Origin of the sequence: Thermocatellispora tengchongensis, from assembly GCF_014202315.1 — a bacterium.
In the GTDB taxonomy this organism is placed as follows: Bacteria; Actinomycetota; Actinomycetes; order Streptosporangiales; family Streptosporangiaceae; genus Thermocatellispora; species Thermocatellispora tengchongensis.
The window spans coordinates 142,161-165,673 of the sequence record NZ_JACHGN010000023.1 but is presented as its reverse complement, the minus strand read 5'-3'; the positions used below and the strand labels follow the sequence as shown (position 1 = coordinate 165,673).

The following is a 23,513-nucleotide window of genomic DNA, read 5'->3' as shown; positions in this document are numbered from 1 at the left end:
CGCGCGGCATGATCGAGCAGGAGCCCCGGCAGGCGCCGCGGCTGCGCCTGCTGTTCTGGTCGCTGGTGGCGCTGACCTTCTGCTCGGCGCTCGACCAGACCATCGTCTCGACCGGCCTGCCGACGATCGTCGCGGAGCTCGGCGACGTGCACGCGATGTCGTGGATCCTGGTCAGCTACGTGTGCGCGATGACGATCGCGATGCCGGTCGCCGGGCGGCTGGGCGACCTGCACGGCCGTCGCCGGCTCTTTCTGGGCTGTGTCGTCGTCTACCTGCTGGGCGCCTTGCTGTGCGGCCTCACGCAGGAGGTGTGGCATCTGCTGGCGGCGCGCTTCCTCCAGGGCCTCGGCGGCGGCGGCGTCACGGTGCTGTCGCAGGCCGTGGTCGGCGACGCGCTGAGCCCGCGCGACCGGGGACGCTTCCTCGGCCCGATCGGTTCGGTCTTCGGCGTGGCGACCGTGATCGCGCCGATTGCCGGCGGCGCCGTGACCGACGCCCTCGGCTGGCGCTGGATCTTCTGGGTGAGCCTGCCGGTGGGCGTGGCCGGTCTGATCCTCGCCGCCATCGCGGTGCCGCGGGTGCGTCACCCGCGTCAAGGCGAGCGGTTCGACCATGCCGGGGCGGCGCTCGTCTCGGTCTTCCTGCTCGGCGTCGTCGCCGGCGTGGCGGTGGCCGGCGCCGGAGGGAGCCGGGCGGTCTGGATCCCGTTGCTCGCCGCGGCCGGTACGGCGTTCGCCGCCGCGCTGGTGTGGGAGAGCCGGGCCCCGCATCCCCTGCTCCCGCTGCGGATGTTCGCGAACAGGACCGTGGCGATATCGAGCACTCTCGCCTTCATCGTCGGCGCGGGGCTGTTCGGCCTCATCGGCTACCTGCCGGCCTACTTGCAGGCGACGCTCGGCCTCTCGGCCTCCGGCGCCGGCGTCATGATGCTCCCGTTGATCGCCGGCCTGATGGGCGCGGGCACCTTCGCCGGGGTGCGGATGTCGCGCCACGGCCGCTACCGGCGCTTCCCCGTGATCGGCTGCCTGCTCGCCGCCGGCGGGATGACGGCCCTGGCCCTCGCCGGGGTGTCGAGCCCGCCCGTGGTGTGCGCCGTGGTCGCCGTCATCGGCATCGGCGCCGGGTGCTTCATGCAGGTCCTGACCGTGGCCGTGCAGAACGCCGTGGGGTCACGCGCGCTCGGCACGGGGACGGCGGTCGTCGCGCTCGTACGGGAGATGGGCGTCACGCTCGGCGCGCTGGTCGTCGGATCGCTGCTCGCGAGCCGCCTGGTGGCCGAGTTCGGCTCGGCCGCACCCGTCCTCGCCCCGGACGGCGCCCCGGCCCGCGCCGCCGAGGTGGCCACCGGCTACGCGACCGCGATGGCGCCCATCCTGATCGGCATCGGGCTGCTGTTCGCCGTGGGCGCCGTCATCGCCCGGCTGCTGCCCGATGACCGCCTCCGGCCTTCCGCGACCGGAACCGCGCGGGCCGGCCGCTCCTCCGCCCGCTCCGATCCATCGCTCAACGCACCCGTCGAGTGACGCGAGACCAGAGAGAGAAGACCCCATGCAGCAACCCCGAGTGGTCGTCGTCGGCTCCGGCCCGATCGGAGCGACCTACGCCCGCCACATCATCGAGAACCACCCCACCGCCACGGTGCTGATGGTGGAGCTCGGCCCGCAGCTCACCCCGACCCCCGGCCTCAATGTGCGCAACATCGCCGACCCGGAGGAGAAGGCGCGCGCCCGCATGGCCTCGCAGGGCCCTCAGGCCCACTCGATCGAGGGCCGGTCGCCCCGGCTCGGGATTCCCGCCGGCACGGTGGTGGAGGGCACCTTCACCGCACGGCAGGGCACCCACCTGATCGACTTCGGCGGCCCGGGGTCCGGCCACGCGGCCGGATTCCCGGCCGCGGCGCTGTCCACCTGCGTCGGCGGCCAGGGAGCCCACTGGACCTGTGCCACCCCGCGTCCCGCGTTCAGCGAGAAGATCCCGTTCATCCCCGGCGGGGAATGGGACGGCCTCATCGAGGAGGCGGAGGCGCTGCTGCACACCACGCACAACGCCTTCAGCGGCTCGCAGGTCAGCGGCGCGATCCAGGCCCTGCTCGCCGAGGAGTTCGCCGGCGAACTGCCCGACGGCTTCGGGCCGCAGATCCTCCCGGTGGCCGGTGACGAGCCGGGCGACGGCACGATCAGGTGGACCGGCACCGATGTCGTGTTCGGCCCGCTGCTCGACGCCACCTCGCCGCTCGGCGCCCGCTTCGAGCTCCGCCCGCTCACCCTGGCGCGCGAGATCCTGCATGAGCGCGGCCGTGCCGTCGGAGTGCTCCTGGAGTCCAGGGAGAGCGGGCGGCGGGCGGTGGAGCCGGCGGATCTGGTGATCGTCGCCGCGGACGCCATCCGCACGCCGCAGTTGCTGTGGGCGTCCCGTATCCGGCCGCCGGCGCTCGGCCACTACCTGACCGAACACCCCGCGGTGCTCGGCACCATCGCGCTGCGGGCGGAGTCGATGCGGCGGTTCGCCGATGAGGACGCGCTGGCCGCGGAGCGGGCCCGCCGGGCGCTCACCCCGGGGGATCCCATCTCCGCGGTGAACCGCATCCCGTTCTCCGAGCCCGCGCATCCCTTCGCCGCCCAGATCATGTACACCGACACCCCGCCCATGCCGCTCCCCGCGGGCCACCCGGCGGCCGGCGGCACGTGGGGTTACGTGAACGCGGGCTGGGGCCTGCGCAAGTTCCCCCGCCACGAGGACGCCGTCACCTTCAGCGACGATGAGCTCGACTGGGCCGGGATGCCGGCGCCCAGCATCCGCTACGAGCTGACCGAGCGGGAACACGCGGAGATCGCACAGGCGACCGCGCTGCTGAAGCGCGCCGCCGGCGCCCTCGGCGAGTTCGTTCCGGGTGGGGAGCCCCGATTGATGCCGAACGGCTCCAGCCTGCACTACCAGGGCACGATCCGGATGGGGGAGAGCGACGACGGCACCTCGGTGTGCGACCCCTGGTCACGCGTCTGGGGGTTCCGGAACCTCTTCGTCGGCGGCAACGGCGTCATCCCCACCGCGACGGCGGTGAACCCCACCCTGTTCAGTGTGGCGCTCGCGCTGCGGGGCGCCCGCGAGTGCGTCCGGCGCCTCCGCGAATGATCGCGGACGGGCGGCGGGCCCGGGCGTGCCGCCCGGGCCGCGCGGCCGGCCACCGCTCGCCGTCCCGGACCGGGCGGCCCGCCTCCTCGTGGAAGGGGGCGGCCGCAGCTCAGTTCACGGTCTCCAGCGCGCTCAGCGACGGCTGCCCCTCCGCGAACCACCTGCCGAAGTGGATCTCGAACAGTTGCTCGCGGACCAGCTCGGCGCCCCCTCTGATCGGGTCGTCCTCGTCGTTGATGGATCGCACGAGTACGAGGTCGCGCGTGGCGAGGGGGAGCGACAGCTCGTACACGCGCTGGCGGACCTCGGCGAGGAAGATCTCGCCCGAGGCGCTGATCGCGCCGCCGACCACGATGACCGCGGGATTGAAGACGTTGACGAGGGTGGCCAGCGACTCGCCGACCAGCCGCGCCGAACGCTGCACGAGGCCGATGGAGACGGCGTCGCCGTTCTGCGCCGCGATCGAGATGTCGACCGGGGTGATCTCGCCCGTCCGTTCCCGCACGGCGGCAAGCGCCTGGCTCTCCCCGCGCTCCACCGCCTCCAGCGCGTCGCGTACCAGCGCCCAGCCGCCGGCCGATGCCTCCAGGCACCCGGTCTTGCCGCATCGGCACAGACGGCCCGCATCGTGTATCCGGACATGCCCGATGTCTCCGGCGGCTCCGTTCGCGCCGCGATGGAGATGGCCCTTGCTGAGCAGGCCGACGCCGATACCGCTGCCGACCTTGAAGTAGATCAGGTCGTCCTGGCCGGACTCGCGGCGCCGGCTGCGTTCGCTCAGCGCCAGCAGGTTGACGTCGTTGTCCACCCAGACCGGCGCCCCGAACCGCTCGATGAAGGGACGCCTGACGTCGAAGCCATTCCAGCCGGGCATTATGGGCGGAGCCACCGGTCGCCCGCTCTCGAACTCGACCGGGCCGGGAACGCCCACCCCCACACCCCATATCCGCGACCTCGCGTCCGCGTCGAGGATGTCGTCGAACATCCTCATCGCCATCGCGGTGGTCGCGTCCGGCCCGGAGGCGATGTCCCACACCCGGTGGGAGCGGGCCAGGATGCGGCCGTCCAGGTCGGTGACGCCGACCCGCAGGTGCAGGGCGCCCATGGCGCAGACGAGGATCCGGCCGCGCTCGGCACGGAAGCGCAGGGTGCGGGGCGCGCGGCCTCCGGACGACGGCCCGAAGTCGGCCTCCTCCAGGTACCCGAGGGTGATCGCCTGCTCGACACGCTGCGTGACGACGCCCCGGCCGAGCCCCGTCACCCGGCCGATGTCGGGCTTCGTCGTCGCCTCCCCCTTGCGTACGAGGTTGACGATGGCGAGGAGGCTGGTCGTCGCGTCGGTCTGGGCCGCGAAACGAACCGTCGATGTCGAACTGATCACGGGTCCCGCCACAGGTCGCTCACTTTCGTCAGTTCTATATTGACATATGTAGATTTTCGGCCATAGTGTGCGCGCATCGACTCGGTCGGCTCAGTTCTATCGTGCCGTACGAGCCGAAGGAGGATCATGAGTGTGCACCATGACGGCGGGACGCGCCTCCCGATCGGGAGGCCCGGCGGCCGATCTCTCCTCCGTGGTACGCCGTGCTGACGGGATCAGGCGTCACGCTCGGCGTGCCGGTGCACCGCACGTATGAAAGCGGCATTCCATACGGCGAATCGCCCGTGCGCTCATAAGCAACCCTCAGCACACCCGCGGCCCGCGCTGCCGGGTGTGTTCGGCGTGCACTGAGCCGACATTTGGCGAACATCGTCGTAACTTCTGTTTCTAACTAGTAAAACTTCTGTTGCATACCGACCAAACGACATGTAATAGTGGCCACGGTCGGGACCGGCATCCCGCGACCAACCGGCAGCCGAGGAGCATGCAAGAAAGGCTGACCATGATCCAGCACCGCAAAGCCTTCCGCCGCGGCGTCGTCCTCGCCCTCCCCGTCGCCGGCGTCCTCGCGCTGACCGCCTGCTCCGCGGCCGGCTCGGGGGATGGGGATGCCAACGGCTTCACCTTCACCTACCAGACGAGCAACAACCTGGAGAGCCCGTACGCCACGCTCGCCAAGGAGTACATGAAGTCGCACCCGGGCGTCACGATCACTCTCAACCCCCAGCCGAACGACCGCTACGGCCAGACCCTGCGCACCCAGCTCCAGGGCGGCAACGCCTCGGACCTGATCCAGACCGCGCCCGGCACCGGTCAGCCGCACTCGGCCCTCACCCTCGCCCAGGCCGGGTTCCTGGAGCCCCTCGGCAAGTCCGCGGCCTCCCTGATCCCCAAGGGGAGCGACTCGCTGTTCTACATCGGCGACAAGCTCTACGCCCAGCCGGTCGACTTCACCGTGAACGGCGTGGTGTACAACACCACCGCCGCCGCGAAGGCCGGCATCACGAAGTTCCCCGCCACGACCGAGGAGCTCGTGCAGAACTGCAAGACGCTCAGCGCGAAGGGCATGTCGTTCGTCGCCCTCGCCGGCGGCGCCCCGCCCAACCTGATCCAGATCACCCAGGTGATCTCGGCCACCCGCGTCTACGCCGAGAACCCCGACTGGAACCAGGACCGTTCCACCGGCTCGGTCACGTTCGCCAACACCCAGGGCTGGCGCGACACCCTCCAGACCATCGTGGACCTCAACAAGGCGGGCTGCTTCCAGGCCGGCGCGCAGGGCAGCGGCTTCGACGCCATCACCAACGGGCTGAGCCGGGGCACGGCGCTGGCGGGGTTCATCCCCGGCGGGTCGGCGAAGGAACTGATGAGCGCCGCTCCCGACCAGAAGATGGTCGTGCAGGCGTTCCCGCCCGCCCAGGGGGGCAAGACCTTCACCCTGGGCGGCTCCAACTACTCGCTGTCCGTGAACGCGGCGAGCACCAAGAAGAAGGCGATCCAGGACTTCCTGGACTGGCTCGCCCAGCCGCAGAACGCCAAGCGGTACGCCGAGATCTCCGGCGCCATCCCGGTGAGCGGGCTGGAGAGCGTCGATCTCGCCGGGTCGGCCTACCAGCCGGTCGAGCCGCTCCTGCGGTCCGGGTCGTACGCCCCGCTGCCCACCACGGTGTGGCCGAACGAGTCGGTGGCCGACGCGATCTCCAGCGGCGTCCAGGGCCTGCTGACCGGACAGAACACCATCGACCAGGTGCTCGCCAAGATGGACGCCGCCTGGGACCAGTGATCGTGTCCCGCACGGTTCCTCGCTCCACCCATCCCAAGGAACGACAATGACTGCGAGCACGCACCGCGGAGATCGCTCCCTCGCCGCGGGGCAGCGGCCTGCCACGCCGAGGGCCGGCACGCCCGGCCGGCCACCGCGCCCTCGGCGTCCCCGTCCGCTGATCGCCTTCGGCCACTGGTGGTGGGCGCTACCCGCGATCATCGCCGTCACGGCGATCCACTACGCCGCCACCGCGGCCGGCGGGTTCTTCGCCTTCACCGACTGGAGCGGCATCGGGTCCTTCGAGTTCATCGGGTGGGACAACTTCACCCGGATCCTCGCGGACCCCGTGCAGCTCGGCGCCCTCCGCAACACGCTCCTGATCGCGTTCGGCTCGGTCGTGCTGACCAACGTCATCGGCCTCGGCCTCGCGCTGGCGTTGAACCGGGGGCTCAAGACGCGCTATGTGCTGCGGGTCCTGCTGTTCATGCCCGTGGTGCTGAGCCCGCTGGCCGTCTCCTACATCTGGAAGTTCATCTTCGAGTACAACGGCCCGCTGAACCAGTTCCTCGGCGCCCTCGGGCTGACCTCGCTGCAGAAGGCGTGGCTCGCCGATCCGACCTGGTCGATCTGGGTGATCCTGGTCGTGGTCGTGTGGCAGAACACGGGCATCGCGATGGTGATCTACCTGGCCAACCTGGCCTCGGTCGATCCCGGGATCGAGGAGGCGGCGGCCCTCGACGGCGCCGGTGTGATGCAGCGTTTCCGCCACATCACGCTTCCCTCGATCCGGCCCGCGATCGCCATCTCCACCACACTCGGGCTGATCAACGGCTTCCGCGTCTTCGACCAGATCATGGCCCTCACCGGAGGAGGCCCGGCGGGCGCCACCGAGACCCTGGCCACCGAGGTCTACAAGGAGACCTTCTCCCTCGGCAACTTCGGTTACGGGGCCGCGCTCGCGCTCATGCTCACTGTGATCATCCTCGTCTTCGCGATCGTGCAGCAGCGCGTCACGCGGGACCGCTCGAAGGAAGGGCAGTAACGCCGTGTTCCACTACACGAGATGGACGGCGCTCAGAGAGGTGCTGCTCTGGATCGTCGCGCTCATCTTCCTGCTGCCCTTCTACTTCCTCATCAGCACCGCGCTCAAGTCGGACGCGGAGGTGTTCTCCACCAACCCCGTCGCGCCGCCGAGCGCGATGGAGCTGGGCAACTTCGCCGAGGTCTTCACCGCGACGGGGCAGTCCAACATCCTCCTCGGCCTGCTCAACAGCGTCATCATCACGGGCGGGAGCATCCTCGGCCTGGTCGTGCTGGGATCGCTCGCCGGATACGTGATCGCCCGGAGCACCCGGCGGTGGAGCAAGGTCGCGTACTACCTCTTCCTCGTCGCGATCACCCTCCCCACCCAGCTCGGCACCGTTCCCCTCTACATCGGGGCCCGCACCCTCGGCCTCACCGGCTCCCCCTGGGGCATGATCGTGCTCTACACCGGGATGCTGCTCCCGCTGTCGATCTTCCTGTACGCCGGCTTCTTCCGCGGTCTCGGCATCGCCTACGAGGAGGCGGCGGTGATGGACGGCGCGACGCCGACGCAGGTGTTCTTCCTGATCGTCCTTCCGCTCATGGCCCCCGCCACCGGCACGGTCGCCATCCTGGCGGGACTCATCGTGTGGAACGACTTCTTCACCCCGCTGATCTTCCTGGCGGGCTCGGGAGCGCAGACGCTCCCGGTGGCCATGTACTTCTACGTCGGCTCGCTGGTCTCGCAGTGGAACCAGATCTTCGCGATCGTGATCGTGTCCATGATCCCGATCATCGCGTTCTATCTGTTCGCGCAGAAGAAGTTCATGCAGGGGTTCGCCGGTGGCCTCAAGAACTGACGCAGGCCGTGAATCAGCGGGCCATCGGCCCACCGCAAAGGAGCTACCTTGGCGACGCACAACACACTTCTCGGCGACGACAGCCTGATCCCGCACCCGGACGGCTTCGCGGTCGCGCTGCGCATCCCGTGGTACCGGAGCCTGTGGCTGTCGGCCGTCAGCGAGATCCGGGTGAACGTGGACGGCGTGGAGATCGCGCAGGACCGCATGCACGCCGAGCTGAACGGGCGGTCGTTCCCCGTCCAGGCGCTGAAGGAGCAATGGGACACCCTGTGGTTCATGCAGGACCGGCTCCACGTCGTGGTCCACCGCGACCGGCCGCTCCGTCCCGGGGAACGCCTCGACGTGGACGTGACGATCTCGATGCGGATCCTCTACATGCAGATCGCGCCGATGACCTACGTCACCAACCGCGTGCACGGGCACCGCGAGCTGACCGCCCGCGCCGCGGCATGACGAACAGGAGACGACGATGACCCCGACCGGGACCCCCAGCAGGACCCCCGCCGGCACGGCCGAGGCCGCCCCCGCCGTCCCGGGGAGCGCGATCAAGCTCGGCACCACCCTCTACTCGCTCACCGCGGAGTGGGCCTTCGGCCTGTACGACCTGGACGGCCTCCTCGCGGCCGTCCAGCGGGCCGGCATCGGCCCCGGGATCGAACTCGTCGCCAGCCAGACGCTCCGCACCTACCCCCACGTCAGCGACGACTTCGTCCGGAACTGGCACGACACCCTCGACCGGTACGGCTTCGTGGCCGGCTCCTTCGCGGCCAACCTGGACATGGGCCGCCGCCACGACCGCGACATGACCCCCGACGAGGAGTACGAGTTCACGGAGGCGCTCTTCCGCAGCGCCCACGCCCTCGGGTTCCCCCTGGTGCGGGTCCAGAGCGCCAAGGAGGAGCTCATCCGGCGGCTCCTGCCGCTCGCCGAGGAGCTCGACATCGTGATGGGCTACGAGATCCACGCGCCGTACGGGCCGAACTCGCCGGAAATAGTCAGGATCCGCGAGCTCTACGATGAGATCGGGTCGCCGCGGCTCGGCTTCGTCGCCGACTTCAGCTCCACCATGCACGGCATGTCGCCCACCCTGCTCCGCACCCTGCGGCGGATGGGCCTGGACGACGCCGCGCTCGACGAGCTGCAGCGGGTGTGGGCCACCGACGGCTCCATCGGCGAACGCGCCGGAGCCTTCGCCGGCTACCTCGGGCGGCGCGGCATCGACGTCGCCTCTCTCGGGCCGTTCGCGCGCCTCGCGTTCAACATGCAGGGCCACGTCGATCCGCGGGAGTGGTCCGACATCATGCCGCGTATCGTCCACGTGCACGCCAAGTTCTACGACATCGACGAGCATGGCGAGGAGCCCTCGATCGACTACCGGACCATCGTCCGCGAGTTCGTCCGCGGCGGCTACTCCGGCTTCTTCTCCAGCGAATGGGAGGGCCACGCGTTCGCCGACCTCGGCGAGGCCGACCCGCTCGACCTCGTCGCCAGGCAGCACGAACTCATCCGCCGGAGCATCCGCGAAGCCCTCGCCGACGCCTGACATCCGCGGCCCGAGCGTGCACGACGCCTCCGGGGGCAGGGGGGGGAGCCACGCGTTGCCGGCGGCGATCACCCGGCGGGACGGCAGCAGGGCCGGCGCGCCACGCCGGTGCCCTCGCCCAGCGGCACCGAGACGGTGGGCACGGTGAGCTCGGCCATCTCGGCCAGGCGACGGGCGATCTCCCCGGCCGGCGCGCCCTCCTCCGCCGCCGCGGAGAGGTCCGCCCCGGGGGTGTCGATGACGCAGACCAGGGGCAGGCCCAGCTCCTGGGCGATGCGCATCCCGCGGCGGGCGCCGCACAGCGCGCGGCAGGCCGGCGGCCTTGTGCGCGACGACGGCCCGGCTGATCTCGGCCATCTGGACGAACGCCGGCCTGCCTCCTGCATCCGGGTGCCGCCCGAGGCGGGCGCGGCGATCGGCGGCAGCCGTTCGCGGGTGGTCCGCCGGACTGCGGCGACGATGCGCGCCGCCGTCGCCGAGCCGATGGAGCCGCCGAGGAAGCCGAACTCGCTGACGACGAGCGCCGCCGCGTGCCCGCGGATCAGTGCCCGGCCGGGTCATGCGGGGCGCACCCGGGCGTCGTTGCCGACGATCGGGTTGCGCAGCGTGCCGATTCGTTCGACCTCCACTTCGACGACATCGCCGGGGTGCAGCAGCCACGGCGGGGTGCGGGCGTAGCCGACCCCGGAGGGCGTGCCGGTGGCCAGCAGGTCGCCCGGCCGCAGCGTGAACGTGCGCGAGATGAGGGCGAGGGTGTCGCCGACGGTGTAGACCATCTCGTCGGTGCGCCCGTCCTGGACGACCTCGCCGTTGACCCGGGTCCGCACCCGCAGGCCGTCACGCAGGTCGCCGACCTCCGGCGCGGGCACCATCGGGCCGAGGGGCCCGGAGTTGTCGCCGTTCTTGCCGAGGGTCCACTGGCTGGTCAGCTTCTGCGCCTTGCGCGAGGTGATGTCGTTGAAGGCCGAGTAGCCGACGACGGCGGCCAGCGCCTCCTCCGGGCCGGCGTCCACCAGCGGCGCGCCGACGTACGCGACGACCTCGCCCTCCCAGTCCAGCCCCTCCTCGCCGGACGGCACCGGCACCGCCGCGCCGTCAACGGTCAGCGACTGCGTCCAGCGGGCGAACAGCGTCGGGTACGGCGGGACGCCGTCGCCGGCGAAGGAGCCCTCGGCGACGTGCTTGAGGTAGTTCAGCCCGATGCAGATCACGCGGGCCCCCGGCAGCACCGGCGGCACGAAGGCGACCTCCGCGGCCGGGAGCGTCTCCCCGCCCGGCTCCCGGGAGAGATGGCCCGCCGCGTCGGCCCAGAACCGCTCCAGCTCGGCCAGCACCGTGACCTCGGTGCCGTCGGGCGACAGCGACGCCACCTCGACCGGGCCGCCGTTCCGGCGGAACCCCACGATCCTCATCGGTCATCTCCTTCGGCGCTCGAACCAGCGAACCCTTCTAAAGGTTCGTAGGTTTATGCTTAGATGCGGACTATGCCGCAGAACTCCTCCTCCGGACAAGTCCTGGCGGGTGTGGGACGACAGAACGCGCGCACCCGTGCCGAGCAACTGGCCGCCGCGCTCGACGACCGGATCCGCTCGCGCGGGCTGGCGCCCGGAGAGCCGGTCGGGACACTGGAGTCGCTGCGCGCCGAGACCGGGCTCGCCTACGCCACCGTCAGCGAGGCCGTCCGGCTGCTGCGCGACCGGGGCGTCCTGGAGATCCGCCCGGGGCGTGGCGGAGGGCTGTTCGTCGCCGACCCCGGCCCGGTCGTGCGGCTGCGGCACACGTTGCTGAGCGTCGCGGAGGAGCCGGGGACGGTCGCCGACGCCATCGAGCTGCGCGACCACCTTGAGGAGCTGATCGACGTCGGCGCCGCCAGGTGCCGGACCGCCGAGGACGTCGCCGACCTGCGCGGCCTGCTGGAGCACCTGCGCACCGCCCCCGACTGGGACGCCTTCATGCGCGCCAACTGGGCGCTGCACGAACGGATCGCCGCGATCAGCCCGAACGCGATGGCGCGGGCCGTCTACATCGGCACCCTGGGCCACCTGGGGGCCGCGTCCTCCCGCTTCGACGACGACACGGCCGCGGCCGATTACCGCGCCGGGCGTTACCAGGTCCACGCCGACCTGGTCGAGGCGATAGCCGACGGCGACGAGGCCGCCGTGCGCGCGGCCGTCGCCCGGCACAACACCACCACCTGAGTCCGACCACCTGAGCGCCGAAGGGGCCCGTCATGCCCGGTGAGTTCCGCCAGTACCTGTTCCCGCACGACCACCCGAGGCTGGCCGAGGTGCGCGGGCTGGACCCCTACACCTACGGCGAGTTCGCCAAGAAGCCCGGCACGTTCACCGGCGGCCTGATCGAAGGCTGGGCGCCGCTGTACAACAACGACTTCCGCGGCGTCACCGAGGACGGCACCATCCGGGAGGGCCTCTACCCGCTGACACCCGCCGAGCCGGGCGAGGAGGCGCCGGTAGCGGCGATGGTGGCCGCCGCGCACGACCTGCTCGCCGTCCTGGACGACGAGGGACGCGAGCGGATCTCCTTCCCCGTCGATGCCGTGGAGTGGCAGACCTGGGCGAACCCGGAGTTCATGCAGTTCGACACCGGCCTGCGCCTGGACCAGCAGGCGCAGGCCGTACGCGAAAAGGCGCTCGCCCTGGTGCGGGCCTCGCTCTCGCCGGAGGGCTACGAGCTCGCGCACGCGATGATGCTGATCAACGGCTTCCTCGGCGAGGTCGTCGGCCTGGAGACCATCCTCAACGAGTACAGCTACAACATCGCCCTCTACGGCACCCCCGGCCTGCGGGCCCCGTGGGGCTGGCAGCTCTACGGCCACCACTGCGCGCTCAACTGCCTGGTCGTCGAGGGCCGCATGGCGCTGTCGCCGGTGTTCCTCGGCGCCGAGCCCGACGAGATCGACGCCGGCCCGCACGCCGGCCTGCGCGACCTGTTCGCCGACCGGGTGGACCTCGGGCTCCGGCTGATGGCCGCCCTTCCCGGCGAGCAGCGGCGGCAGGCCGTCGTCTACGAGCAGATGGTCGATCCCGCCATGCCCGAGGGCCGGGTCCACCCGGGCGACGAGCGGCACCTGGCCGGTGCGTTCCAGGACAACCGGGTCATCCCCTACGAGGGGGCGCGCGTCGCCGACATGCCCGCCGAGGCCCAGGGGCACGCCCTGGCCATCGCCGAGTCCTTCGTGAGGCTGCTGCCGCAGGGCCCCCGCGCCGCCCGGCTGCGGGAGATCGCCGCGCACCTCGACGAGACCTGGTTCTGCTGGATCGGCGGCCACCGGCCCGGCGACGTCTTCTACTACCGGCTGCAGTCCCCGGTGATCATCGCCGAGCTGGACCACCACTGCGGCGTCTTCCTGGACTACGACACCCCCAAGCCGTTCCACGTCCACACCGTGCTGCGCACCCCCCACGGCAACGACTACGGCCGCGCGTGGGTCCGGCAGTGGCAGGAGCGGCGGACGCGATGAGCCCGGACCTGCCGCCGGGCGCCGAGGCCCGGCACCGGATCGCCAACCTGCTGCACACCTACACCGACATCGCCGACCGCAAGGACGTCGAGGCCGCCGTCGCCCTGCTCGGCTCCGCGCGGGTCACGTTTCCCACGGGCGGTTTCGACCGTCCCGGACAGGCGGCCGGGTTCTTCGCCGGGCTGTGGGCCTCACCGCTGCCGCACCGCCACGACGTGTCCAACCTCGTGGTGGAGCCCGGCGAGACCCCGGGCACGTGGACGGCGCACGCCCACTACACCCGCTGGGTGTTCGACCCCGGGCCCGTCCTGCACACCCTCGGCGAGTACACGCTCGTGGTCCGCGAGCCCGGCTGGACGGTCACCGATCTGACGGTGACCAGGACCTGGACCACAATCTGAACCGTGACGGACATCGGCCGAGCCACCATCGTCCTCGACGCCATCGCCGAGAGCGGCGGGCCGCTGACGCTGACCGACCTGGCCGCGCGCACCCGGCTGCCCCGCTCCACCGTGCACCGGGTGATCAGGGCGCTGGAGGAGGAGCTGTACGTCGTCCGGGTGCCCGAGCGCCCCGGCTACGTGCTCGGCCCCGGCCTGCTGAAGTTCGGCATGAACGCGCACCTGCGGCTGCTGGCGGCCAACCGCGCCCGGCTGGCCTCGCTGGCCCGCGAGGTCAACGAGAACGTGGAGCTGGCCGTCTTCAGCGGCCGTGAGGTTCTCGTGGTCGATCAGATCGCCTCGCCGGAACGGCTCAAGGGCGTGACGAAGGTCGGCAGGAGCTTCTCCCTGCACGCGAGCTGCATCGGCATGGCGCTGCTGGCGCAACTACCCGGCGAACGCGTCGCCGAGCTGCTCCCGGCGGAGCTGGAACGGTTCACCCCGAACACCGTCACCGACCGAGGCGCGCTGATGGCCGAGCTGGCGGAGATCCGGCGCTCGCACGTCGCCGTGGACGTCGAGGAGCACGACATCGGGATCTGCGCGGTCGCCACCGGCATGTCCGGGCCGACGGGCGCGCTGCAGGCGGTCTCGGTGGTCATGCCGACCCGCCGGTTCCGGGCCAAGGCCGCCCTCGCGGTCGAGAGCCTGCAACTGGTCAACCCGTCCGTCGACCCCGACCTCGCGATCCAGCAGTACAAGCTGGGCTGAAACGCGCGCCGGCCGGCACCTCCCGGTGCCGGCCGGCGCGGTCAGGGGTCAGCGGCCCGCCATGGCGGGCTCGGCCGCCGGATGCCGGAAGGCGGCGTGGCTGGAGACGCGATCGGCGACGAACAGCGAGAACACCGCCGCGAAGCAGACCGCCGCCGCGACGCCGTACGCGCTGAACACGCCGTGCGCCCCGCCGGAGGCGATGGCCGCGCCGCCGAGCGTCGGGCCGAGGAAGGCCCCGATGAAGGAGGTGCTGTTGGACCAGCCGAGAGCGGCGGCGCGGACGGGCAGGGGGTAGATGTCCGCGGTCGTCGTGTGCACCAGGTTCATCGTGGAGTGGCCGCCGATGCCCATCAGGGCGACGCAGACCGCGGTCGCCGGGACCGAGACGGGCAGCACCAGCATTCCCACGAGGCCGAGCAGCGTGCACGCGCTGGTCGCGACGGCCAGCCGCGCCGAGCCGTACCGGTCGGCGGCCCAGCCGGAGGCGAAGGAGCCGAGCACGGCCGCGCCGGTGAGGGTGAAGGCGAACAGCAGCGCCGCGCTGAGCGAGTGCCCCAGCGAGACCATCGACTGGGTCGCCCAGACGTTGAGCCCCTGCCAGGCGACCATGTTGGCGACCGCGCACGCGGCCACGACCAGCGCCACGACCGCTCCCCGTCCGGTGAACAGCGCGGTCAGCTTCTGCCGCCCGGTCCACTCGCGGCCCGCGACCTCCTGCGGCGTGTCGGCCGGGATCGCCATCAGGACGACGGCCACCAGGATGGCCAGCGCGGCGCCCGCGCCGGTGAAGAACATCGGGCGCCACCCGAAGGCCGGCAGGATCGGGATGGCCAGCAGCGAGGCCACGACCCCGCCGAGCGGGATGCCCGCCATCGTGATCGTCACGACGATCGAGGCGTGCCGGGAGGCGGCGCTGTTGCGGGCCACCGTCATCGCGGTGGTGAGGGCGCCGCCGACGCCGAAGCCGGTCAGGAAGCGGGCCACGGCCAGCATCGGCATGCCGGCCGCCGCCCCGGTGAGGGCGGCCCCGAACGCGAACACGCCGATCGCCAGGATCAGGACGCGCTTGCGCCCCCAGCGCTCGGCCACCAGCGGGGCGAGCAGCGCGCCGAGGACGGCCCCGATGTAGACCAGGCCGCCGACGAACCCGGTCTGCTCGTCGGTGACCCCGAGCGAGGCGTCCTCCAGCAGCAGCGGGACGACGGAGCCGTAGACGATGAGGTTGAAGCCCTCGATCACCGTGACGATCATGCAGAGGACGATGACCGCGGGATGCGATCGCGTCTCCGCGGACTGCTGCGTCCCGGTGGATTCGGTCAGGTGCATGGCTTCTCCAGGGGGTCGGCGCCGGCGGCGCGGTGGTTGCGCTACAGGGTGGGGAAACCGTGTGACCTGCGGAACATCACCGTCCCGGAATCCGGGACAGTGACGGGTGACGGAGATCACTCCCCTCGCGACGCGGCGTCCCGCGCCGCGACGGGACCGGCGCGGTCTTCCGGGCACGTGCCGTCCCGGATTCCGGGACGGCGGGGTGGCACGGACGGCCTCCGGCATCGACCCTCGACCGTGTCCGCCGATGGTCAGCGACGCAGAACGGAAAACCCGCCGTGCACAACCTCAACGCCGCCCCGCCTTCCCTGAGCGCCGACGTGCTGATCGTCGGTTTCGGACCCGTAGGCAAGCTGCTGGCCATCCAGTTGGGCCGCCGGGGTCATGCCGTCGTCGTGGTGGACCGCCAGCACGCCGGCTACCCGCTGCCCCGCGCGGTGACCCACTGCTCGGACTTCGCCCGGATCCTGCAGTCGGCCGGGCTCGCCCCGGACACGATCCCCGAGATCACCCAGCCGTACGACGACATGTACGTCTGGCGCGACGGCGAGGGCCGGACGCTGGTCGAGGTCGACTGGAGCGGACGCGGCGAGTCGGGCTGGTACAACACCTACTTCTTCCACCAGCCCAGCTTGGAGAAGGCGCTCGACGAGGTCATCGGCGGGTTGCCCACGGTGCGGGTGATGCGCGGCTGGGAGGCCGTCCACCTGTCCCAGGACGCGGACACGGCCACCGCCGCCATCCGCGCCGCCGGCACCGGCGAGCAGCTCGGCGTCACCGCGCGCTGGGTGGTCGGCGCCGACGGCGCCAACAGCCAGATCCGCCGCTGGGCGGGCATCGAGTGGCACGACGAGGGCTACTTCTACGACTGGCTCGTCGTGGACGTGAAACCGGACCCGGAGCTGGAGTTCCCGCACGTGGCCGCGCAGAGCTGCGACGTCCGCCGGCCCTCCACGATGGTCCCCGGCGGCCCCGGCAGGCGGCGCTGGGAGTTCATGCGGCTGCCGCACGAGAGCAAGGACGAGCTCAACCGCCCCGGCAAGGCGTGGGAGCTGCTCGCGCCCTACGGGATCACCCCGGCCAACGCCGAGCTCGAACGGCACAGCGTCTACACCTTCCAGGCGGGCTGGGCCACCCGCTGGCGCGAGGGGCGGGTCCTGCTGGCCGGGGACGCGGCCCATCTGATGCCGCCCTTCGCCGGGCAGGGGCTCGGCGCGGGCGTCCGCGACGTGATGAACCTCGGCTGGAAGCTCGACGCGGTGCTCCGCGGCCTGGCCGGCGAACGGCTCCTCGACACCTACGACTCCGAGCGCCTGCGGCACGTGGTCGCCTTCGTCCGCTTCTCCATGGACCTGGGCAAGGTCATCTGCATCTCCGACCCGGAGGAGGCGGCCGCCCGAGACACCCGCATGATCGCCGAGTGGGCCGCCGGGATGAAGCCGCCCGCGCCGCCCCGGCCTCCTCTCGGCCCCGGCGTCCACACCGGCCCCGCTGGGGGACACCTCGCCCGCCAGGGCCGGGTGCGGATCCGCGGGCGCGCCCCCGCCCTGTTCGACGACGTGTTCGGCGGGCCCGGCGCCCTGATCGCCCGATCCGCGCCCTCCCTGACCGTACTGCCCGGCGAGACGCGGACCGCGCTGCAGGACCTGGGCATCGACCTGGTGGCGCTGTCGGGACCGGACGTCCCCGAGGTCACGGTCGCCGAGGACGTGGACGGGGTCTACGCCTCCTGGCTGGACGGGCTCGCCGCCGACGCCGTCCTGGTCCGGCCGGACTTCCACCTCTACGGCGCCGGCCGCGACGCCACCGAACTCGCCACCGGCTTCCTCACCCGCCTCGACGCACCCGAGCCCGTCACCGAGCGCACCGACGAGCGCATCGCCATCGCCTGAGCCCCCGACCTCAAGGACGACGCCGACCGCGAGGTGCCCACCGGCCTGCTGCGCCGGGCCGACGTGCTGATGAAGAACTTCCGGCCCGGCACGCTGACCTTGCTCGGATTCGGCACCGACGTCCTGGCCGAGCTCAACCCGCGGCGGGTCACCGGCCGCGGCCAGGTGGTGCGCACCTCGTTGCTCGCCGCGATCGTCGGCGTGCACGCCTTCCAGGGCACGGCGTGCACGGTCGTCGGCCAGGTCGGCCACGCGCAGGGCGACCACCACCCGTCGATCACGCCGTACGGGCAGTTCCGCTGCGAGGGCGGGGCGGTGCAGTTGTCGTGCGGCAGCGAGTCGCCGTGGCGGCGGCTGTGCGCCGAGTTCGGCCTGGACGCCGAGGCGCGGATGGCGACCAACGCCGACCGCGTGGCCAACCGCCGGCAGGTGATCGAGCTGGTCGAGGCGGCCTGCGCGGGCCACCCCGCCGAGGAACTGCCGGCCCGGCCGGTCGGGTACGCACGATCGACGAGGTCTGCACCGGGGAGCAGACCCTGTCACAGGGCCTGCTCGTGGACGTCGAGCACGCCACCCTCGGCCGGCTGCGCCTCCCCGGCCCCCCGCTGCGCTTCTTCACTCCCGGCCCGGCCGGCGAGACCGAGACCACCCACCGCGACCACACCGCGCCGCCGGTGCTCCACGCCGACAGGCCCGGCGATCCGCGCGGAACTGGCCGGCGGCACCAGCGCCGCGCCCCCACCGGCGGAGCCCGGCACCGAGGCCGCGCCGCCCCCGAGGTGAGGACGACGCCGTCCCGGGGGTCGGCGTCCACCGCGACGACGATCGTGCCACCACCGTGTCTCCCGGTCGCGTCCGGCCGGCCTCGGCCAGCGCGCCGTAGACGGTGAACGCCGGCATCCGCGCCCCGGCGCCGGTCGCCGCGTCGGCGTGGCCGGGGCGACGATGGATCAGCAGGATGCTGCCGCTGCCATGCCTGCGCGCTTGATTTCGAGAGCATACTCTCATAACCTAAGTTAGGTGAGGCAAACCTCAGGTGCGCCCGGGGCGCTCGGACGGCGAACCGATCGTGGTCCGGGCCGTCCGCCGGCGGTGGACCCCGATGTGATCGCGGAGGCGGTTCTGGCCGTCGGGTTCCGCGAGCTGACGTTCGCCGCTGTGGCCAAGCGTCTCGGTGTGGCGCAGGCGACGCTGTACCGCCATGCGGCGAACCGTGACGAGCTGGTGCGCCTCGGGGTGGACCTCGCGCTGCGCCGCACGGAGTGGCCGGACCTGGAGGGGCCGTGGCGGCCGCTTCTGGAACGGTGGGCGCTCGCGTCATGGCACGCGTGGGAGCGTTATCCGGGCGCGGTGGTCGAGGTGACGCGCGGAGTGATCCCGCCATCGATGATCGCCCTCTCCGACCGGGTCGGGGCCGCGCTGATGGAGCGGGGCTTCTCCGCGCGGAACGCCGTCCTCGCCGTGGACCTTGTCTTCGACCTGGCCGCGGACAACCGCCGCGGCGTCGAGACGTTCGACGCGGAGCCGGCTGCTCCTGAGCAGCCGGCGGTACGCGGGCTCATCGAGAGGCAATGTCTCAGCGCCCCCATCGCCGGCGACGCCGGCGCGGCGGGCGTAGAGCAGGAGATCCGCGCGGAGATGGTGCGGGCGATCCGGGCCGAGCCGATCGAGTGGTTCCGCGGGAAGCTGCGGGTCGTGCTCTCGGGCATCGAGCGGGAGCTCGCGCCCGCGCCGCAGGATGCGCGCACGAAAGAGACGCGATAGAGACGCGATGACGATCGGCGGGGCCGAGGGGCGAGGAGCAGGCGCCGCAGGCCGGGCCGCCCCAGGTCATGCGCCTTGTCCATCCCCCGAAGAAGGGCCAGACATGACATCGAACCCGCCCACGGTCGCACCGCGCGCCGAGACGGCGAGCCCGCAGATCCCTCTGCTGCTGAGCGCGGTGTTCCTCGCGTTCCTCGGGCAGATGACGCTCAACCCGATCATCGCCCCGCTCTCCCGCGAGGTCGGCCTGGCCGAATGGCAGATCGGCGTGACGATCAGCGTCGCCGCCGTCATGGTCGTGACCACCAGCCAGTTCTGGGGGCGCCGCTCGCAGTCCTGGGGCCGCAAGCCCGTGCTCGTCGCCGCGTTCGTTCTCGCCACGACCGCCATGGTGCTGTTCGCACTCCTCGCCCACCTGGGCATGAACGGTGTGATCAACGGTGTCCTGCTGTTCGCGCTGTTCGTGCTGTTACGCGGCGTCGGTTTCGGTACCGCCATCGCCGCGGTCCCGGCGACCGCGCAGGCGTACATCGCCGATGTGACGACCGACGAGCAGGCCCGGGTGAAGGGCATGGCCGGCGTCGGCGCGGTGCAGGGCGTCGCGATGATCGGCGGCGCCGTCGTCGGCGGGGTGCTGTCCGCGTTGGGGCTCATCGCGCCGCTCATCGCCGTGCCGATCCTCCTGGCGCTCGGGCTCGTGCTCGTCGCGTTCCGCCTGCGCCGCGAGACCGGCACCGAACTCATCGGCCGGCCCGCCAAGGTCCGCCCGACGGACCCGCGAGTATGGCCCTTCCTGCTCGCCGGGTTCGGGATGTTCACCGCGCTCGGGTTCATCCAGGTCATCACGGGGTTCATCGTCCAGGACCGCCTCGGTCTCGACCCTGAGACCACGGGCGTCGTCACCGGCGGCGCACTCCTGGCCGCAGGACTCGGCATGGTGCTCGCCCAGGCCGTCATCGTCCCGCGCAGCGGCTGGAGTCCCGCGACGCTCCTTCGCGCCAGGGGCTCGGTCGCCCTGATCGGCTTCGCGCTGCTCATCTTCGACGCCGGCGCCGTGCTGCTGTTCGCCGCGATCCTGCTCATCGGCCTCGGGCTCGGCATCGCGATGCCGGGCTACACCGCGGGGCCCACCCTTCTCGTCGGCCGCGACGAGCAGGGCGGCCTCGCCGGACTCACCGGCGCCACCACCGGGCTCACCTTCGTCATCGCCCCGACGGCGGGCACCGCCCTCTACGGCGCGTGGCAGCCGCTGCCGATCGTCGTCGGCACGGTCATCATGGCGACCGTCACCGTCTTCGTCATCGTCCACCCCCGATTCCGCCAGGTCAGGGCCGCCGTCTCGGATTCCGCGGCACGGTGACCGCCGCGTTCGCGACCCACCTGCCAGGGGTGCTCGGGCTCCGCCGAGGTGACGCCGGGGGCGCTCGCGCACCAGCCGCAACGGAGGCGGTACGGTCGCGGGCTTCACGACCGCCGACAACAACTTCAGCAACAACCGCTTCCAGGACGGATCCGGGGTCAACGACAGGATCTCCTCGATCAGCGCCACCTCCGGCTGTGACCCCGTCTTCTACGTCAACTCCTACTGGCGCGGCGACAGCCAGACCGTGTGGAGCAACGGACGCGTGTACAACGCCGTCTACGACAACCTCTACAGTTCCTTCCGCTTCAGCCTGACGAGCTGTCACTGACCGGCGGCGCGTAAGACGTACGAGGGCGCGGGCGCATCCCCCACGGCGAAGGGGGTGCGCCCGCGCCGCGCAGCGGCAGGCCGGCGGGCGGTGGGCTGAAACTTTCAGCAATTGTTGACATCGGGGCGGGCGCGGCGAATTCTGCGGGGGATCGTTCCCTGCATCCTGACTGCGAGGAGAACCACATGCGAAGGTCGTCCGCCGGGTTCGCCGTGGCCGCGCTCGTGGCCGGCGCCCTGGCCACCGCCGCCGCCGCCGCGCCCGCCCACGCCCTCACGGAGGCCGTCTCCGGCACCGCCTCCTGCTCGGCCACCTACATGCTGATCGGAGGCGGGGGCGGCTTCACCGCCCAGGCGCAGGTGACCGTGCGCAACACCGGGACCGAGCAGATCAAGGGGTGGGGGGTGGCCTGGATCTACCGCGACGCCCAGCGCGTGACGTACTACTACAACGCCGTCCCGCTGCCCACCATCGCCGTCGTCGGGGCGTACGCGTTCGGCAACACCACCTACAACGGCGCGCTCGCGCCGGGGCAGACCGTCACGTTCGGTCTCGGCGTCCAGGCGGCCAACGGCATACCGACGGTCCCCTCGCCCGTGAACTGCTCGCCGAACCCGTAGCGGGCGGCCCGTCACGGCCTCCGTGGCCGGGGGAGGGGGCACGTCCGGCGAGCCGGTCCGCGTGTGCCGATGTGCGAGGGGCCGATGTGCGTGCGGCCGATGTCAGAACATCAGCCCGCCACCGGTCACGTAGATGCACTCGCCGGTCACGTACGCCGCGTCGTCCGAGGCGAGGTACGCCACCGCCCCGGCCACGTCCTCGGGCGTGGCCATCCTGCGGAGCGGGATCTGGCCGACCCGCTTGCGGATCACCTCCTCCACCGGCACGCCCTCAAGCTCCGCGAGCTCGTTGTTGCTCCTGGCGAGGAGCTCGGTGTCCACCATGCCGGGGGCGACCGCGTTGACCCGGATCCCGTCGGGCGCCAGCGTCGCCCCGAACGACTTGACGAGGCTGAGCATCGCCGACTTCGCCGCGGCGTAGTGCGCCGCGGAGCGGCTGCCCTGAAGCACCGCGGCCGAGGACACGAGCACGATCGACCCCCGCCCCAGCGGCACCATCACCCGGGCGGCGGCCTGCATGGTGAACAGGGACCCCATCGCGTGGACGTCCATCATCTCCTGCCAGCCGCTCCTGGACAGGGTCAGCACGTCCTCCCGCCGCTGGATCCCGGCGTTGCACACCACGACGTCCGGCGGCGCCCCCAGGCCCTCGGCCACCAGCGACGGAATGGCGCGGGTGCGCTCCTCGTCCCGGACGTCGTGGCTCAGGCCCACGGCCGGCGCGCCGGTCTCCTCCCAGATCTCCTTGGCCGTGGCCGACGCCGCCTCCTCGGAGATGTCGGAGACGGCGACGTTCGCGCCCTCCTGGGCGAGCCGCAACGCGACCGCCCGGCCGATGCCCCGGGCGCCCCCGGTCACCAGCGCGGTCCGGCCTGTGAATCGGTTCATCGTTCCCACTCCTTCGCGGATCGCGCGCACCGTCGGCCGCGGGTCAGGCGCCGGCCTTCGCCGCCGCCACCACCGGGTTCGACAGCGTGCCGATCGACTCGATCGTTATCTCGACCACGTCTCCGTCCTTCAGGTAGCGGGGCGGGGTGCGCACCGCGCCGACGCCCTCCGGCGTGCCCGTCGCGATCAGGTCGCCCGGCACGAGCGTCATGAGCCGCGACAGATAGGAGATGATCTCGGCCACGGAGTGCACCATCGTCTCCGTGGACGCGTCCTGGTAGGTCGTCCCGCCGATCTGGAGCCGCAGGCGCAGGCGCTGCGGATCGGGGATCTCGTCCGGCGTGACGAGCCACGGGCCGACGGGGGCGAAGCCGTCCAACGCCTTGCCCGCCAGCCACTGCGAGGTGCGCATCTGGAGGTCCCGCGCGCTCACGTCGTGCACGATGGTGTAGCCGGCCACGTAGTCCAGCGCCTCGGCCGCGGTGACGTTGCGGGCCCGCCTGCCGATCACCACTCCCAGTTCCGCCTCGTAGTCCACCATGGTGGAGATCTCGGGCAGTACGATCGGCGCGTCGTGGCCGATGAGGGCGTTGCCGAACTTCGCGAACAGCTCGGGCTCGCCGGGAGTGTCCAGGCCCACCTCCTCCGCGTGCGCCACGTAGTTGCGGCCCACACAGATGATCTTCTCGGGGTTCGGGACGGGCGGGAGCAGCGTCACCTTGTCCAGGTGCACGGCGGCGTCCAGGGCCGCCAGCTCGCCGGCGGGCAGCGCACCGGCCCACTCCGCGATCCGGCGGGCCAGGGCGAGGCCGCTCTCGCCCGACTCCAGCAGCTCCCGCAAGGTGCCGGGCGGGACCTCGCCCCGTTCCCCCTCGGCCGGCAGGTCGTACGCCTTGTGCAGGTCGACGGCGAACTCCCCGGCGACGACGCCCAGGCGCGCCCCCTGGCCGTACTCATACGTCACGAATCTCATGACCAGCGCTTTCC

The 23,513-nt window shown here is 71.9% G+C and carries 22 protein-coding genes and 1 pseudogene; 17 read left to right on the top strand and 6 right to left on the bottom strand.

The window, feature by feature from the left end; translation table 11 throughout:
• Nucleotides 1-8: 8 nt before the first annotated feature.
• Nucleotides 9-1,523, top strand: a complete 1,515-nt coding sequence (locus HNP84_RS40395; RefSeq protein WP_185055349.1) for an MFS transporter — start codon at nt 9-11, stop codon at nt 1,521-1,523.
• A gap of 25 nt (nt 1,524-1,548) precedes the next feature.
• Nucleotides 1,549-3,132: a GMC oxidoreductase gene (locus tag HNP84_RS40390; RefSeq protein ID WP_185055348.1), complete on the top strand. Its 1,584-nt coding sequence runs from the start codon at nt 1,549-1,551 to the stop codon at nt 3,130-3,132.
• 109 nt (nt 3,133-3,241) lie between these two features.
• Here the strand turns inward: HNP84_RS40390 and HNP84_RS40385 are convergent, their stop codons facing one another.
• On the bottom strand, nt 3,242-4,513 hold the full coding sequence (locus HNP84_RS40385) for an ROK family protein (RefSeq protein ID WP_221337362.1): 1,272 nt from the start codon (nt 4,511-4,513) through the stop codon (nt 3,242-3,244).
• A 484-nt stretch (nt 4,514-4,997) separates the two neighbouring features.
• On the opposite strand from HNP84_RS40385, the gene HNP84_RS40380 reads away from it, so the two are divergent.
• The 5 genes from HNP84_RS40380 to HNP84_RS40360 are packed head-to-tail and all read left to right on the top strand — an operon-like array spanning nt 4,998 to nt 9,707.
• The gene (locus HNP84_RS40380) at nt 4,998-6,296 is read left to right on the top strand and encodes an ABC transporter substrate-binding protein (protein ID WP_221337361.1); all 1,299 of its coding nucleotides are present in this window, start codon (nt 4,998-5,000) and stop codon (nt 6,294-6,296) included.
• Nucleotides 6,297-6,342: 46 nt separating this feature from the next.
• The gene (locus HNP84_RS40375; RefSeq protein WP_185055347.1) at nt 6,343-7,320 is read left to right on the top strand and encodes a carbohydrate ABC transporter permease; all 978 of its coding nucleotides are present in this window, start codon (nt 6,343-6,345) and stop codon (nt 7,318-7,320) included.
• Between the two features lie 4 nt (nt 7,321-7,324).
• On the top strand, nt 7,325-8,161 hold the full coding sequence (locus tag HNP84_RS40370) for a carbohydrate ABC transporter permease (RefSeq protein ID WP_185055346.1): 837 nt from the start codon (nt 7,325-7,327) through the stop codon (nt 8,159-8,161).
• A gap of 48 nt (nt 8,162-8,209) precedes the next feature.
• Nucleotides 8,210-8,617, top strand: coding sequence for a C-glycoside deglycosidase beta subunit domain-containing protein (locus HNP84_RS40365; protein WP_185055345.1), 408 nt, complete (start codon nt 8,210-8,212; stop codon nt 8,615-8,617).
• 16 nt (nt 8,618-8,633) lie between these two features.
• A complete protein-coding gene (locus tag HNP84_RS40360; RefSeq protein ID WP_185055344.1) occupies nt 8,634-9,707 on the top strand; it encodes a sugar phosphate isomerase/epimerase family protein in 1,074 nt (357 codons plus the stop codon).
• A 68-nt stretch (nt 9,708-9,775) separates the two neighbouring features.
• Here HNP84_RS40360 and HNP84_RS56470 read toward each other — a convergent pair whose 3' ends face one another.
• Together HNP84_RS56470 and HNP84_RS40350 are read right to left on the bottom strand one after the other, a co-directional pair.
• On the bottom strand, nt 9,776-9,988 hold the full coding sequence (locus HNP84_RS56470; protein ID WP_312926833.1) for a carboxyl transferase domain-containing protein: 213 nt from the start codon (nt 9,986-9,988) through the stop codon (nt 9,776-9,778).
• A gap of 276 nt (nt 9,989-10,264) precedes the next feature.
• Complete coding sequence (locus tag HNP84_RS40350; protein ID WP_185055343.1) at nt 10,265-11,119, bottom strand: fumarylacetoacetate hydrolase family protein; 855 nt, start codon at nt 11,117-11,119, stop codon at nt 10,265-10,267.
• Between the two features lie 111 nt (nt 11,120-11,230).
• Between HNP84_RS40350 and HNP84_RS40345 the strand changes: the two genes are divergently transcribed.
• Genes HNP84_RS40345 through HNP84_RS40330 form a run of 4 tightly spaced genes read left to right on the top strand, consistent with a single transcriptional unit; the run spans nt 11,231 to nt 14,339 of the window.
• A complete protein-coding gene (locus HNP84_RS40345) occupies nt 11,231-11,905 on the top strand; it encodes a FadR/GntR family transcriptional regulator (RefSeq protein WP_312926832.1) in 675 nt (224 codons plus the stop codon).
• Between the two features lie 32 nt (nt 11,906-11,937).
• A complete protein-coding gene (locus HNP84_RS40340; RefSeq protein ID WP_185055341.1) occupies nt 11,938-13,188 on the top strand; it encodes a DUF3500 domain-containing protein in 1,251 nt (416 codons plus the stop codon).
• Complete coding sequence (locus HNP84_RS40335) at nt 13,185-13,589, top strand: nuclear transport factor 2 family protein (protein WP_185055340.1); 405 nt, start codon at nt 13,185-13,187, stop codon at nt 13,587-13,589. Before HNP84_RS40340 ends, HNP84_RS40335 begins: the two co-directional genes overlap by 4 nt.
• Nucleotides 13,590-13,592: 3 nt before the next feature.
• The gene (locus HNP84_RS40330; RefSeq protein WP_185055339.1) at nt 13,593-14,339 is read left to right on the top strand and encodes an IclR family transcriptional regulator; all 747 of its coding nucleotides are present in this window, start codon (nt 13,593-13,595) and stop codon (nt 14,337-14,339) included.
• 48 nt (nt 14,340-14,387) lie between these two features.
• Here HNP84_RS40330 and HNP84_RS40325 read toward each other — a convergent pair whose 3' ends face one another.
• Nucleotides 14,388-15,593: an MFS transporter gene (locus HNP84_RS40325; protein WP_221337360.1), complete on the bottom strand. Its 1,206-nt coding sequence runs from the start codon at nt 15,591-15,593 to the stop codon at nt 14,388-14,390.
• Nucleotides 15,594-15,949: 356 nt separating this feature from the next.
• On the opposite strand from HNP84_RS40325, the gene mhpA reads away from it, so the two are divergent.
• The 6 genes and pseudogenes from mhpA to HNP84_RS40300 all read left to right on the top strand — a co-directional run bounded on the left by mhpA (nt 15,950) and on the right by HNP84_RS40300 (nt 21,638).
• Nucleotides 15,950-17,563, top strand: coding sequence for a bifunctional 3-(3-hydroxy-phenyl)propionate/3-hydroxycinnamic acid hydroxylase MhpA (gene mhpA / locus HNP84_RS40320; protein ID WP_185055337.1), 1,614 nt, complete (start codon nt 15,950-15,952; stop codon nt 17,561-17,563).
• An 18-nt stretch (nt 17,564-17,581) separates the two neighbouring features.
• Nucleotides 17,582-17,695: pseudogene (locus HNP84_RS56925) on the top strand (CoA transferase); the annotation flags it as partial.
• Nucleotides 17,687-18,346 carry a CoA transferase gene (locus tag HNP84_RS40315; protein WP_376772032.1) on the top strand — a complete coding sequence of 220 codons (660 nt, stop codon included), beginning with the start codon at nt 17,687-17,689 and terminating at the stop codon, nt 18,344-18,346. The pseudogene HNP84_RS56925 and the gene HNP84_RS40315, both read left to right, overlap by 9 nt.
• A 321-nt stretch (nt 18,347-18,667) precedes the next feature.
• The gene (locus HNP84_RS40310) at nt 18,668-19,327 is read left to right on the top strand and encodes a helix-turn-helix domain-containing protein (RefSeq protein WP_185055336.1); all 660 of its coding nucleotides are present in this window, start codon (nt 18,668-18,670) and stop codon (nt 19,325-19,327) included.
• 103 nt (nt 19,328-19,430) lie between these two features.
• Nucleotides 19,431-20,687 carry an MFS transporter gene (locus HNP84_RS40305; RefSeq protein ID WP_185055335.1) on the top strand — a complete coding sequence of 419 codons (1,257 nt, stop codon included), beginning with the start codon at nt 19,431-19,433 and terminating at the stop codon, nt 20,685-20,687.
• Between the two features lie 516 nt (nt 20,688-21,203).
• Nucleotides 21,204-21,638 carry a cellulose binding domain-containing protein gene (locus HNP84_RS40300; protein ID WP_185055333.1) on the top strand — a complete coding sequence of 145 codons (435 nt, stop codon included), beginning with the start codon at nt 21,204-21,206 and terminating at the stop codon, nt 21,636-21,638.
• Nucleotides 21,639-21,740: 102 nt separating this feature from the next.
• Here the strand turns inward: HNP84_RS40300 and HNP84_RS40295 are convergent, their stop codons facing one another.
• Together HNP84_RS40295 and HNP84_RS40290 are read right to left on the bottom strand one after the other, a co-directional pair.
• Nucleotides 21,741-22,526: an SDR family NAD(P)-dependent oxidoreductase gene (locus HNP84_RS40295; protein ID WP_185055331.1), complete on the bottom strand. Its 786-nt coding sequence runs from the start codon at nt 22,524-22,526 to the stop codon at nt 21,741-21,743.
• A 43-nt stretch (nt 22,527-22,569) separates the two neighbouring features.
• Nucleotides 22,570-23,499: a fumarylacetoacetate hydrolase family protein gene (locus tag HNP84_RS40290; RefSeq protein WP_185055329.1), complete on the bottom strand. Its 930-nt coding sequence runs from the start codon at nt 23,497-23,499 to the stop codon at nt 22,570-22,572.
• Nucleotides 23,500-23,513: the final 14 nt, after the last annotated feature.

What these genes read in the sequence shown, in the direction of transcription:
- HNP84_RS40395 (WP_185055349.1), top strand. Translation starts at nt 9, where the DNA reads ATGATCGAGCAGGAGCCCCGGCAGGCGCCGCGGCTGCGCCTGCTGTTC.
- HNP84_RS40390 (WP_185055348.1), top strand. Translation starts at nt 1,549, where the DNA reads ATGCAGCAACCCCGAGTGGTCGTCGTCGGCTCCGGCCCGATCGGAGCG.
- HNP84_RS40380 (WP_221337361.1), top strand. Translation starts at nt 4,998, where the DNA reads ATGCAAGAAAGGCTGACCATGATCCAGCACCGCAAAGCCTTCCGCCGC.
- HNP84_RS40375 (WP_185055347.1), top strand. Translation starts at nt 6,343, where the DNA reads ATGACTGCGAGCACGCACCGCGGAGATCGCTCCCTCGCCGCGGGGCAG.
- HNP84_RS40360 (WP_185055344.1), top strand. Translation starts at nt 8,634, where the DNA reads ATGACCCCGACCGGGACCCCCAGCAGGACCCCCGCCGGCACGGCCGAG.
- HNP84_RS56470 (WP_312926833.1), bottom strand. Translation starts at nt 9,988, where the DNA reads ATGCGCATCGCCCAGGAGCTGGGCCTGCCCCTGGTCTGCGTCATCGAC.
- HNP84_RS40350 (WP_185055343.1), bottom strand. Translation starts at nt 11,119, where the DNA reads ATGAGGATCGTGGGGTTCCGCCGGAACGGCGGCCCGGTCGAGGTGGCG.
- HNP84_RS40340 (WP_185055341.1), top strand. Translation starts at nt 11,938, where the DNA reads ATGCCCGGTGAGTTCCGCCAGTACCTGTTCCCGCACGACCACCCGAGG.
- HNP84_RS40335 (WP_185055340.1), top strand. Translation starts at nt 13,185, where the DNA reads ATGAGCCCGGACCTGCCGCCGGGCGCCGAGGCCCGGCACCGGATCGCC.
- HNP84_RS40325 (WP_221337360.1), bottom strand. Translation starts at nt 15,593, where the DNA reads ATGATCGTCACGGTGATCGAGGGCTTCAACCTCATCGTCTACGGCTCC.
- HNP84_RS40305 (WP_185055335.1), top strand. Translation starts at nt 19,431, where the DNA reads ATGACATCGAACCCGCCCACGGTCGCACCGCGCGCCGAGACGGCGAGC.
- HNP84_RS40300 (WP_185055333.1), top strand. Translation starts at nt 21,204, where the DNA reads ATGCGAAGGTCGTCCGCCGGGTTCGCCGTGGCCGCGCTCGTGGCCGGC.
- HNP84_RS40295 (WP_185055331.1), bottom strand. Translation starts at nt 22,526, where the DNA reads ATGAACCGATTCACAGGCCGGACCGCGCTGGTGACCGGGGGCGCCCGG.
- HNP84_RS40290 (WP_185055329.1), bottom strand. Translation starts at nt 23,499, where the DNA reads ATGAGATTCGTGACGTATGAGTACGGCCAGGGGGCGCGCCTGGGCGTC.